Origin of the sequence: Streptomyces davaonensis JCM 4913 (genome assembly GCF_000349325.1) — a bacterium.
In the GTDB taxonomy this organism is placed as follows: Bacteria; Actinomycetota; Actinomycetes; order Streptomycetales; family Streptomycetaceae; genus Streptomyces; species Streptomyces davaonensis.
In genome coordinates this window covers 3,127,290-3,139,418 of record NC_020504.1, presented here as the reverse complement: position 1 = coordinate 3,139,418, position 12,129 = coordinate 3,127,290, and the positions used below count along the sequence as shown (strand labels likewise).

Genomic DNA, 12,129 nt, shown 5'->3' with positions numbered 1-12,129 from the left:
GGCGGGGTGTATCTCTCATCTGGGTAGAACCTACGACAGGGGGTGGGTCCAAGACAGTCGGAATCGAGTCCTGACAGATACCTCGCACACGTTCTTCACACCCTCTGACCCCCGAGGCACCGGTCGGGTACCGGGTCAGATGCGGGAGAAGGCCTGCTCGAGGATGTCGAGGCCCTCGTTCAGCAGGTCCTCGCCGATGACCAGCGGCGGCAGGAAGCGCAGCACGTTGCCGTAGGTGCCACAGGTCAGGACCAGCAGGCCCTCCGCGTGGCAGGCCTTGGCGAGGGCGGCGGTCGCCTCCGGGTTCGGCTCCTTGGTGGCGCGGTCCTTGACCAGCTCGATGGCGATCATGGCGCCGCGGCCCCGGACGTCGCCGATGATGTCGAACTTCTCGGCCATGGCGCCGAGGCGGGCCTTCATGACCGCCTCGATGTTCTTCGCCTTGGCGTTGAGGTCGAGCTCCTTCATCGTCTCGATCGAGCCGAGCGCACCGGCGCAGGCCACCGGGTTGCCGCCGTAGGTGCCGCCCAGGCCGCCCGCGTGCGCGGCGTCCATGATCTCGGCGCGGCCGGTGACGGCGGCGAGCGGCAGACCGCCCGCGATGCCCTTGGCGGTGGTGATCAGGTCCGGGACGATGCCCTCGTCCTCACAGGCGAACCACTGTCCGGTACGGCAGAAGCCGGACTGGATCTCGTCGGTGACGAAGACGATGCCGTTGGCGTTGGCGAACTTCACGATCTCCGGCAGGAAGCCCTTGGCCGGCTCGATGAAGCCGCCCTCGCCGAGCACCGGCTCGATGATGATCGCGGCGACGTTCTCCGCGCCGACCTGCTTGGTGATCTGGTCGATGGCCTGCGCGGCGGCCTCGGGGCCGGCGTTCTCCGCGCCGGTCGGCCAGCGGTAGCCGTAGGCCACCGGCACCCGGTAGACCTCGGGCGCGAACGGACCGAAGCCGTGCTTGTACGGCATGTTCTTCGCGGTCAGCGCCATCGTGAGGTTCGTACGGCCGTGATAGCCGTGGTCGAAGACGACGACGGCCTGGCGCTTGGTGTACGCACGGGCGATCTTGACGGCGTTCTCGACGGCCTCGGCGCCGGAGTTGAACAGCGCGGACTTCTTGGCGTGGTCACCCGGGGTGAGCTCGGCGAGGGCCTCGGCGACCTCGACGTAGCCCTCGTACGGGGTGACCATGAAACAGGTGTGGGTGAAGTCGGCGAGCTGGGCGCTCGCCCGGCGTACGACGGCCTCGGCGGAGGCGCCGACGGACGTCACGGCGATACCGGAGCCGAAGTCGATGAGGCGGTTGCCGTCGACGTCCTCGATGATCCCGCCGCCCGCGCGCGCGGTGAACACCGGCAGCACGGAGCCCACGCCCTGCGCCACCGAGGCGAGGCGGCGGGCCTGAAGCTCCTGCGACTTGGGGCCGGGGATGGCGGTGACGACGCGGCGCTCCTGCGGAAGGTCGGTCATGAGGGGCTCCTGGGGGTTTTGCGGACGCTTGTCTTCTCTTTTCTCGCAGGCTAGGACGGCGAGTGGGGCCTGGGCATGCTCCATGTGGGCGTTGTCGACAGAATCGGTTGTCCGCGATGGACATAGCGGCGGATCGGGCCTTTCCAGCGTGCCGGGGCGGCTAACGGTGAACTCCCCTTGCGGGGGCGTTAGATTGGCCCGCGGACGGTGGACGGAACGGCTGGTCAGGGGGCAAGGGCGATGGACAGCGACGGGACGCAGGACGCACGGGGTACGCATGCGAACCCTGTACCGCGCCCGGCGGGACCGCCGGAGATGCCACCGATGCCGCCCCGGCCCACCCGCGCGCCGGGCGGTTCCGGTTCCGCCGCCTTCCTGACCTGGCTGCGCACGCCCCGGCCGGAGGCGCTGCCGGGCGTGTGGCGGTTCGGGCACAGCCCGAGGCCGGAGGAGGAGCCCGAGCGGATCCCGGGACGGCAACTGCTGAGCGGCGCGCTGATCGCGTTCCTGGTCGGCTGGCTCGTCTGGTCGCTGCTGTGGAACGGCTACCTCGGCGGCTGGTGGGTGCTGCCGCTGGAGCTGTTCACCCCGGACTCCTGGCGGGAGAACAACGACCGCGTCGGCAACGCGATCCTCTGGTACAGCTACTACACCCTGATCGCCTTCGCGATCATGATCGCCGTGGCCCGCCTCGGCCGCTGGGGCGAGGTCTGGCGCCGCTACGGCCCCCGCGCCTGGCCCCGGCGGGCCGCTCAGGCCGTGCGTCCCCCCACCCCCGAACAGGACCCCGCCGAATGGCCCCAGCTACGGGCCGCCGGAGCCGTCGACGCGGCCGAGCGGCTGGCCGGGGAGGCCAGGGCCGGGGGGATGCGGGACGTCGACCACGCTCGGATCACTCGCGCTTGGCAGGGCGTGCGCAGCGGTCGGCACTCCCTCGCCACCTTCACCGGCGCGGTCCTCAAGGACGGCGCCGCCGCCTGTCTGCACCCCTCCGGGGAACGCGATCTGCCCACCCGGCTCTCCCGGCACGATCTGGTGACCGGGCAGGTCCGGCTCGGCACCACCGCCGACGACACCCGCAATCCGTACGCCTATCGCGGCACCGGACTCGCCCTCGGCCCCGAACTGCTCGGCACCTCGCTGCTCGCGGTGGGTCCGGCCGGGGCCGGGAAGACCGGCACCGTCGTGCGGCCGCTCGCCGAGTCGCTGTGTCTGCACGCGCTCGCCGGACGCGCCGCCGTCGTGGTGGTCGGCGCCGCGGGCGCCGGGCTCGGCCCGGCCGAGGCCTACGACGTCGTCGTACGCATCGGGAACCCGGAGTCCGTGTACGACCTCGACCTGTACGGCGGCACCACCGACCCCGACGAGGCCGCCGCCGTCCTGGCCGAGGCGCTGGTCGGGGACCTCGCCGATCCGCACCCCGGGAACGACAGCCGCCGTTCCACGACCGTGCTGGCGCAGCTGCTCGGCCCGTTCCGGGCGGTGCACGGACGCTTCCCGTCCGTGCCCGAGCTGCGCCAGCTCCTAGACGGAGCCCCCGGCCCGCTCGCCGCCCTGCGCACCGCGCTGGAGGGCTCCGGGCAGGAGTCGCTGCTCAGGGAACTGGACGCCCGGGAGCGGCAGTTGGCGCATCCCGGCGATGTGGGGAGCGTCCTCGCCGACCGGGTGGCGCTGCTGGACCGGCCCGCCTTCGCCGGGTTCTTCGACACCTCCGGGCAGTCGCGGCCGTTCTCGCTCAAGGCCCTCGACCACCCGGTGCGGGTCCGGATCGATCTGCCCGCGCGCGGGCACGCGGAAGCTTCGCGGATGCTGGCGCGGCTGGTGCTCGCCCAGTTCACGGCGAGCGTCGCGGTGCGCGAGGACCGGTCGCTGTTCGCCTGTCTGATCATCGACGACGCCACCGGGGTCGTCACCCCCGAGGCGGTACGGGGCATCCAGCGGCTGCGGTCCGGGAACGCCGGTGCGGTGCTCACCCTGCGCACCCTGGACGACGTACCCAGGCCGCTGCGCGGGCCGCTGCTCGGGGCGGCCGGGTGCCGGATGGCGCTGTCCGGGCTCACGCCGTGGGACGGGCAGGACTTCGCCGAGGTGTGGGGCAAGGAGTGGACCGAGGCGCGGGACATCACCGACCGGCAGATCATCGCGGAGACGCCCGCCGGGAAGGCACTGCACGCCGTGCGGCGGGTGATCACCGGCAAGGCGCCGACCGCGCGCGCCGTCACCGTGCGTCAGGTCGAGCGGGAGCGGTGGTCGGCGTCCGAGTTGGCACATGCGGTGCCGCCGGGGCATGCAGTGCTGTCGCTGACGAGTGTGCGCGGTGAGCACGCGCCGCCATTGCTGGTGGATCTGCGGGAGTGACCCCGCGACCGTACGGTGAGGCAGAATCGGCATAGGCCGTTCATACGTGGCGGCCAAATGATCACAGCGATCACGCAGACGTCAGTCACCGACCTGAAGGCCTCATGCCCCCCACGCTCGCCTCGCTCGTCCACCACTCCGCGCTCAAGCTGACCGTGCGCGCGGGCGAGGACCGGCTGGACGTGCCCGTCCGCTGGGCGCACGTCAGCGAGCTCGCCGACCCCGTCCCCTACATGGAGGGCGGGGAACTGCTGCTGATCACCGCGCTGAAGCTGGACGCCGAGGACCCCGAGGTCATGCGCCGTTACGTGAAGCGGCTGGCCGACGCGGGCGTCGTCGGGCTCGGATTCGCCGTAGGGGTGAACTACGAGGACATCCCTCAGGCCCTGGTGGAGGCGGCTCGGGAGGAAGGGCTGCCGCTGCTGGAGGTGCCGCGGCGCACGCCGTTCCTCGCCATCAGCAAGGCCGTGTCCGCGGCCATCGCCGCCGATCAGTACCGGGCGGTGACGGCGGGGTTCGCCGCGCAGCGCGAGCTGACCAAGCAGGCGCTGACTCACGGGCCCGAGGGACTGCTCGCGGCGCTCGCCGCCCAGGTCGACGGCTGGGCCGCGCTCTACGACGCCTCCGGCGCCGTCGTCGCCACCGCCCCCGAGTGGGCGGGCCGCAGGGCCTCCCGGCTCACGCCGGACGTGGAGCGGCTGCGGGAACGGCCGGCGCCCGCCTCCGCGGTCGTCGGCGGCCCCGAGAACGAGGACCGCGTCGAGCTGCACTCCCTCGGCACCGGACGCAGGCCCCGCGCGGCGCTCGCCGTCGGCACCGCCGCCGCCCTCGGCACCGCCGAGCGGTACGCCGTCCACTCGGCCATCGCCCTGCTCACGCTGACCACGGAACGCTCCCGATCCCTGCACGCGGCCGAGCAGCGCGTCGGCACGGCGGTGCTGCGCATGCTGCTCGCGGGGGAGCCGGACCATGCCCGCGCGGTCGCCGGGGACCTGTACGGCGGTCTGCTGGACGCCCCCTTCCGGATGATCGTCGCGGAGACGACGGCGGTGTCGGGCACGGCGTCGGCCGCGCTCGCCGCCGTGGAGAACGGGCCGCGGGTGCCCGCCGGCGCGAAGTCCTCGGCCACCGCGGCCAAGTCCTCGGCCGCAGCCCTCGCCGCCGCCCCCGACGCCTACGGCGACCCCCTCGGCGCGCTCGCCGAGATCGTCGAGTCGGCCGCCGCGCGCGCCGGGGAGGCGGTGCTGGTGGTGCCGGAGGGGGAGCGCCTGGTGGTGCTGGCCGCAGATGACGGCGCCGCGGTCACCGCGTGCGCGGAGTACGCGACCGCCCTGGAGGCGGCGCGCGCGGGCGGCGCCGTACGGGAGACAGCGGTGGGCGAGGAGGACGAACTGGTCGTGGGGCTCTCCGCCCCGGCCGGCCCGATCGCCGCTGCCGCCGCCTACAAACAGGCCGAGCAGGCACTGTCGGTGGCCCGGCGCCGCGGGCGGGTCTTCGTGGAGCACGAGCGACTGGCCGCCGGATCGGTGCTGCCGCTGCTCGCGGACGACGCCGTGAAGGCATTCGCGGACGGGCTGCTGCGGGCGCTGCACGAACACGACGCGACCGGCCGCGGCGACCTGGTCGCCTCCCTGCGGGCGTGGCTGTCCCGGCACGGTCAGTGGGACGCGGCCGCCGCCGACCTCGGCGTCCACCGGCACACCCTGCGCTACCGGATGCGGCGCGTCGAGGAGATCCTCGGGCGCTCCCTGGACGACCCGGACGTACGGATGGAGCTGTGGCTGGCGCTGAAGGCGACGTCGGGCGAGTAGTCCATAGCGCCAATCCGTAGCACCGCCCACCGGCACTACTACGACTCGGACAAACGCCACACGGCCCCCGCGCCCCTACCGTGGATCCCGAACCAAGGAACACCCACCCCCAACGCGGAAGGGCCGGGACTCACACATGACTTCCACCCACGCCTTCTGGCTCGCCGGCCGCCAGGTCTCCGGCGAGGACACCTTCGACGTCACCTCGCCGTGGGACGGCCGGGTCGTCGGCAAGGTGAGCGTGCCGACCGACGCCCAGGTCGAGGAGGCCGTGGCCGCCGCGTACGCCGTGCGGGACGAGTTCGCCGCCACCCCGGCGCATGTACGGGCCGCCGCCCTGGACCACGTCAGCCGCCGCCTCGTCGAGCGCACCGAGGAGATCGCCCGGCTGATCTCCGCCGAGAACGGCAAGCCGATCAAGTGGGCCCGCGGTGAGGTCGGCCGCGCGGTGTCCGTGTTCCGCTTCGCCGCAGAGGAGGCCCGCCGCTTCAACGGCGGCGAGGCCCAGCGCCTCGACACCGACCTCGGTGGCCAGGGACGCCTCGCCCTGACCCGGCGCTTCCCGAAGGGCGTCGTGCTCGGCATCGCGCCGTTCAACTTCCCGCTGAACCTGTGCGCCCACAAGATCGCCCCCGCGATCGCGGCCGGTGCGCCGATCATCCTCAAGCCCGCGCCCGCGACCCCGCTCTCCGGCCTGATCATCGGCGACCTGCTCGCCGAGACCGAGCTGCCCGCCGGGTCCTGGTCGATCCTGCCGGTCGCCAACGACAGGATGCCCGCCCTCGTCCAGGACGAGCGGCTGCCCGTGATCTCCTTCACCGGTTCCGAGAAGGTCGGCTACGCGATCATGGACTCGGTGCCGCGCAAGCACTGCACGCTGGAGCTGGGCGGCAACGGCGCGGCCGTCGTGCTCGGCGACTGGGCGAGCGACGAGGACCTCGACTGGGCCGCGACCCGGATCGCGACCTTCTCCAACTACCAGGGCGGCCAGTCCTGCATCTCGGTGCAGCGCGTGATCGCCGACGCCGCCGTCTACGACCGGCTGCTGCCGCGCATCGTCGCCGCCGTCGAGGCCCAGGTCACCGGTGACCCCGCCGACGACAAGACCGACGTCGGCCCGCTGGTCAGCGAGGACGCCGCCAAGCGCGTCGAGGCGTGGGTCCAGGAGGCGGTCGAGGCGGGCGCGGCGCTGCTCACCGGCGGCAAGCGCGACGGCGCCGCCTACGCGCCGACCGTCCTGACCGACCTCCCGGCCGACACCACGCTGGCCTGCGAGGAGGTCTTCGGCCCGGTGCTGTCCGTGCAGAAGGTGGACGGCGAGGCCGCGGCCTTCGCCGCCGTCAACTCCTCCAAGTACGGCCTCCAGGCGGGCGTGTTCACCCACGACCTCCAGGCCGCCTTCCGCGCCCACCGCGCCCTGGAGGTCGGCGGCGTGGTCATCGGTGACGTCCCCTCCTACCGCGCCGACCAGATGCCGTACGGCGGCGCCAAGCAGTCCGGTGTGGGCCGCGAGGGCGTCAAGTTCGCGATGGACGACTACACGTACGAGCGGGTCCTGGTCCTGACCGGCCTCGCCCTCTGATCCATTCGCCCACGACGGCCGGAGCCCACTGTGCGGGGGCTCCGGCCGTCGTCGTCGGCCTGGTCCGGACCCTCAACCGGAGAAGCCGACGTGCGCGAGCCGGATCGGGCCGCGCAGTCTGAGGTGGATGTCGTGGACGCCCGTGGCGGTGAAGCGGGCGGTGAGCGCGGTGTAGTCGTACGGGGCTGACGGTGTGTCGGTGGTCAGGAACGCGAGCGCCGGGCCGCCGTCCACAGAGACCTCCACCGAACCCTCCCCGGCCACCGTCGCCGTCACCTCAGTGACACCGGTCCCGAAGTCGCAGGCCCGGTAGAGCAGTTCACCCGCCCGGTCCCCGACCGGAGTCACCGCGTCGCCCGCCGTCTTCGTGCGGTCGACGATCCCGATGCCGCTCTGCTCGTCGAAGTCGGCCGCGTCCAGGCCCCGTTGGCGCACCGCGCGCGGTGCCACGGGGTCGCCGTCGAGGACCACCGTCGTACGCAGCCGGACGTCCTCGCTGGAGCCGCCCGCCAACAGGTCGTACGGGCCCGGGTCGAGGTGCCACCGGCCGTGCGCCACATCCCAGAACGCGAAGGCGGACAGCGGGACTTCGAAGGCAAGCTGGGCGCGTTTGCCCGGGGCGAGGGTGACGCGGCGGTGGTCGAGCAGCTCGCGCCGGGGACGCGGGACCGAGGGGTCCACCGCGCGCGTGTAGAGCTGGGCGACCTCGTCGGCCGTCGTCCGCCCGGTGTTCGTCACCGAGAAGGAGATGTGCACGGCGTCGTCCGTCACGCGCGTGGCCAGGTCGCCGTAGGAGAACGACGCGTACGACAGGCCGTGGCCGAAGGGGTAGAGCGGGGTGCCTTCGAAGTAGAGGTACGTCTGGCGGCCGCCGATCACGTCGTAGTCCAGCAGGTCGGGAAGGTCGGCGTCGCTCGCGTACCAGGTCTGCGGGAGGCGGCCGGCGGGGGAGACGTCACCGGCGAGGACGCGGGCCAGCGCGGTGCCGGCGGACTGTCCGCCGTGGGCCGTCCAGAGCAGGGCGGAGAGCGAGCCCGGCTCGACGGCGTAGGGGTAGGCGGAGACCAGGGCCAGCACCGTCCTCGGGTTGGCGGCGCGGGCCGCGCGCAGCAGCCGCTCCTGGTGGGTGGGCAGCCGCAGGGTCGTACGGTCCTCGGTCTCGCGGCCGTTGATGTGCGGGTCGTTCCCGGCGACGACCAGGACCACGTCGGCGCCCGCCGCCACCCGGGCCACCGTGTCCTCGCCGCGCTCGACGAGGACCAGCTCGAAGATTTCCGGATCCTCCTCGGCAACCCGCACGCCGTCGGCGGCGACTGACACATGGCGACCCGTGCCGATGTGCCTGAGGAGGTGTCCCTTGCCATGCGGTTCCAGCCGGAACGTCTCCTGGACGACCCAGCCGCCGGGCTGGTCCGCGGAGGCGCGTACGTACCCGTCCTCGGCGACCGACAGATGGCGGCCGTCGGGCGCGCGCAGCGTGAGGACGCCCTCGCCCCACTCCACCAGCGCCAGTTCGGTGCCCACGTCATCGGTGGTCAGCGGCGGGAGATCGGTGCGGCCCGCCAGCAGCGCCGGGTCCAGGGAGGCGACGTCACCTTCCGGGGCGTCGGCGCCGCCTTCCCGGACGTACAGGAAGGCTCCCGTCGACGTCCGCAGCCGTACCCGGTCCACGCCCTCGGCGAAGTCGACCCGCTCGGCGCCGAACCGCTCGTACAGGCCCTCCAGCGGGGTGGAGCGGTGGATCAGCGTGCCGCTGTACCAGTCGAGTTTGCACTCGTCGGCGAGCAGCCCCACCACGGCGATGCGGCTGTCGGGGGCCAGCGGCAGCACGCCGTCGTTGCGCAGCAGGACCACGGCCTGCTCGGCCGCCTCCTGGGCCAGCGCGCGGTGTTCGGGGGTGTCGAAGGCGCCGGTGTCGGCGTGGTCGTCGAACTCGCCGAGGCGGAACCGGACCGAGAGCTGGCGGCGGACCGCGGCGTCGATGTCCGCCTCGGTCAACAGGCCCTGCTCGTACGCCTTCTTCACCCGGTCGACGATCTTCGAGCCGTCCGTGCCGTGGTCCGTGAAGCTGTCGACACCGGCCCTGAGCGCGGCCGCCGTCGCCTCCTCGTGCGTGTCGAAGTAGTGCTCGGAGTCGACCAGGTTGGAGGGCGCGCCAGCGTCCGAGCAGACCAGCAGCTCCTCCTCGGTCCAGGTCCGCAACTGCTCGCGCAGATACGGCGATACGTGGTTGGGGCGGCCGTTGACCAGGTTGTACGCCGGCATCACCCCCGCCACCGCGCCCGCCTCGACGGTCTCGCGGAACGCGCGCAGGTCGTACTCGTGCAGGACGCGCGGGCGGACCGAGGCGGACGAGGTGTCGCGGTCCGTCTCGTTGTTGTGGGCCAGCCAGTGCTTGAGGACCGGCGCGGTACGCCAGTACCGCGGATGGTCGCCGCGCAGGCCCCGGGTGTACGCGGTGGCGATGGCCGAGGTCAGCTTGGGGTCCTCCGAGTAGCCCTCCTCGTTACGGCCCCACAGCGGGTGGCGCAGCAGATTGACCGTCGGGGACCAGACGTTCAGGCCCACCCGGTCGTCCTTCAGGCGCATCGCGCGGGTCTCCTTGGACACCGCCTCGCCGACCCGGCGCACCAGCTCCGGGTTCCAGGTCGCGCCGAGTCCGACCGCCTGTGGGAAGACCGTCGCCGGGCCCATCCAGGCCACGCCGTGCAGCGCTTCCTGGCCGGTGCGGAAGGCCGCGACACCGAGCCGCTCGACGGCGGGGGCGAACTGGTGCAGGAAGCCGATCTTCTCGTCGAGGCCGATCCGCGCCAGCAGATCGTCGACGCGCTTCGCGAACGGCAGTCGACGATCGCGGAACGGCGGAGTGGGCGGAGTGTGTGCGGTCACGTGGGGATCCCCTTGCGATGGATCGGCTTGACGCTTTCGAAGCGCTTCGATGCTCATTCGGCGCAGGGGTAGGTGTCAAGAGATCAACACCGTCATTTCAAGCGGCGCACAGAAAAGGTCCGGTCTTGTGCAGCGGAGGAATCTTGGGAACGACTCTTGTGTGCCCCTGGGTGTTCACTTAACCTCACAGCAACATCGAAGCGCTTCGACTGCGTTCCGCACACATACCGTCGGAGCTCTGCTTCAGCTCGGCCAGTTACTTACGACACCGCAGCCGACGGCCCTCCGCCGGGTGTCCAGGTGCGCCATGAAGGGTTGACGCAATGACGCCGAACGCCTCCTCCGCGCCCAGCCGGAGAAGCTTCCTCGCCTCCTCGGCGGTCGCCGCCGCAGCGGTCGCCGGAGGAATGCCGCTGCTCGCCGCGTGCGGCGACTCGAACAGCGGCTCGCGCGATGGCACCACCTCGGGCAAGGACGCCAAGAAGATCCTCCCGGCCTACGTCGCCGGCAACGTGGTCGTGCCGGACATCCCCGCCCGGAACGGCTCCGCGGTCGGCTTCACCGGCAAGCTGGAGCTCTCCGCCCTGAAGACCTCGGTGCCCAAGCCGCTCGGCAAGGGCGGCAAGGTCACCATCATGTCGCCGTTCTGGGGCTCCCCGCCGAAGAGCGACAACGCCTACTACAAGGCGATGAACGACGTGATCGGCGTCGACGTCCAGTGGCAGAACCAGGACGGCAACACCTACGAGCAGAAGCTCGGCGCGGTGCTCGCCTCCAGCGACGTACCGGACGTGGTGGTCGTCCCCGGCTGGAACATGAACGGCAAGATACCCACCGCGATCATCAGCAAGTTCGCCGACCTGGGCCCCTATCTCTCCGGGGACAAGGTCAAGGAGTTCCCGAACCTCGCCGCGATCCCCACGGACGCCTGGCAGCGCTCCATCTTCGGCGGCAAACTGCGCGGACTGCCGATGCCGTCCCCGTGGGCGCCGAGCATCGTGCCCCTGTACCGCCAGGACATCTTCGACGAGGAGGGCTACGAAGTCCCCAAGTCCTGCGACGAGTTCATGGCGCTGGCCAAGGACATCACCAACGCCAAGGCCAGGCGCTGGGCGTGCATGGACATGAAGTGGACGGCCTTCCAGGCCTTCGGCGTGCTCTCCGGCAGCGAGAAGCCGCTCGGCTGGAACATGGCCGACGGCAAGCTGATCTACCGCATCGAGACCGAGGAGTACCTCGAAGCGCTGGAGTGGTCCCGCAAGCTCTTCGAGGCGGGCGTCGTCCACCCCGACTCCAAGATGGGCAAGAACGCCCCCGACCCCGGCCCCAAGTTCGCCAAGGGCGAGTTCCTGATCTACCCGAACAACATTTCCCAGTGGTGGAGCCGCACCGCCGAACAGGCCGTGTCCAACCCGGACTTCAAGATCTGGGGTATGGACGTCTGGGGCCACGACGGCGGCAACCCGGCCATGTGGGCCGAACAGCCCGCCGGCATCTTCGCCTTCGTCAACGAGAAGGCCTCCGAGTCGGTCGTCCGCGAGGTGCTCGCCGTCGCCAACGTCACCGCGGCGCCGTACGGCACCAAGGAGTACATGATGACCAACTACGGTGTGGAGGGCACTCACTACACCGTCAAGGACGGCGTCCCCACCAAGACCGACCAGGGCAACCTCGAGGTCCTGAACGCCTACGTCATGGTGGCGAGCCCCGCCGCGACCATCGCCCACCCCGACTTCCCCGACGTCGCCAAGGGCCAGGTCGAGTGGCAGCAGCGGATGGGCGCCTTCACCAAGAAGTCCGCCTTCTACGGCATGCAGATCACCGAGCCGAGCCGCTACACCAACCTCTCCAACGACTTCGAGCAGCTGGAGGACGACATCGTCCGCGGCCGCAAGAAGATCAGCGACATGCAGCAGGCCGTGTCCGACTGGAAGAGCAAGGGCGGCGACAAGCTGCGCGACTGGTACAAGCAGATCCTCGACGAGAACGGCTCCGCGGCCAACTGACCGGGCACCGAGG

Annotated in this window: 6 protein-coding genes; 4 read left to right on the top strand and 2 right to left on the bottom strand. The window is 71.7% G+C overall.

What is annotated here, in order from left to right; genetic code table 11:
* Positions 1-135: 135 nt before the first annotated feature.
* Entirely contained in the window at positions 136-1,470 is a 1,335-nt protein-coding gene (gene gabT / locus BN159_RS13405) for a 4-aminobutyrate--2-oxoglutarate transaminase (RefSeq protein ID WP_015657522.1), read from the bottom strand.
* A 240-nt stretch (positions 1,471-1,710) separates the two neighbouring features.
* Here gabT and BN159_RS13400 point away from each other — a divergent pair, with 240 nt between their 5' ends.
* From BN159_RS13400 to BN159_RS13390, 3 genes are all read left to right on the top strand, one after another.
* Positions 1,711-3,828 (top strand): hypothetical protein, encoded by a 2,118-nt coding sequence (locus BN159_RS13400; protein ID WP_041819218.1) that lies wholly within the window; start codon positions 1,711-1,713, stop codon positions 3,826-3,828.
* Between the two features lie 104 nt (positions 3,829-3,932).
* The gene (locus tag BN159_RS13395) at positions 3,933-5,639 is read left to right on the top strand and encodes a PucR family transcriptional regulator (protein WP_015657520.1); all 1,707 of its coding nucleotides are present in this window, start codon (positions 3,933-3,935) and stop codon (positions 5,637-5,639) included.
* Positions 5,640-5,775: 136 nt separating this feature from the next.
* Positions 5,776-7,221: an aldehyde dehydrogenase family protein gene (locus BN159_RS13390; RefSeq protein WP_015657519.1), complete on the top strand. Its 1,446-nt coding sequence runs from the start codon at positions 5,776-5,778 to the stop codon at positions 7,219-7,221.
* Positions 7,222-7,293: 72 nt separating this feature from the next.
* On the opposite strand, the gene BN159_RS13385 is transcribed toward BN159_RS13390, so the two are convergent.
* The gene (locus BN159_RS13385) at positions 7,294-10,110 is read right to left on the bottom strand and encodes a glycoside hydrolase family 3 C-terminal domain-containing protein (protein ID WP_015657518.1); all 2,817 of its coding nucleotides are present in this window, start codon (positions 10,108-10,110) and stop codon (positions 7,294-7,296) included.
* Between the two features lie 323 nt (positions 10,111-10,433).
* Between BN159_RS13385 and BN159_RS13380 the strand changes: the two genes are divergently transcribed.
* Positions 10,434-12,116, top strand: a complete 1,683-nt coding sequence (locus tag BN159_RS13380; protein WP_015657517.1) for an extracellular solute-binding protein — start codon at positions 10,434-10,436, stop codon at positions 12,114-12,116.
* Positions 12,117-12,129: the final 13 nt, after the last annotated feature.

What these genes read in the sequence shown, in the direction of transcription:
- gabT (WP_015657522.1), bottom strand. Translation starts at nt 1,470, where the DNA reads ATGACCGACCTTCCGCAGGAGCGCCGCGTCGTCACCGCCATCCCCGGC.
- BN159_RS13400 (WP_041819218.1), top strand. Translation starts at nt 1,711, where the DNA reads ATGGACAGCGACGGGACGCAGGACGCACGGGGTACGCATGCGAACCCT.
- BN159_RS13395 (WP_015657520.1), top strand. Translation starts at nt 3,933, where the DNA reads ATGCCCCCCACGCTCGCCTCGCTCGTCCACCACTCCGCGCTCAAGCTG.
- BN159_RS13390 (WP_015657519.1), top strand. Translation starts at nt 5,776, where the DNA reads ATGACTTCCACCCACGCCTTCTGGCTCGCCGGCCGCCAGGTCTCCGGC.
- BN159_RS13380 (WP_015657517.1), top strand. Translation starts at nt 10,434, where the DNA reads ATGACGCCGAACGCCTCCTCCGCGCCCAGCCGGAGAAGCTTCCTCGCC.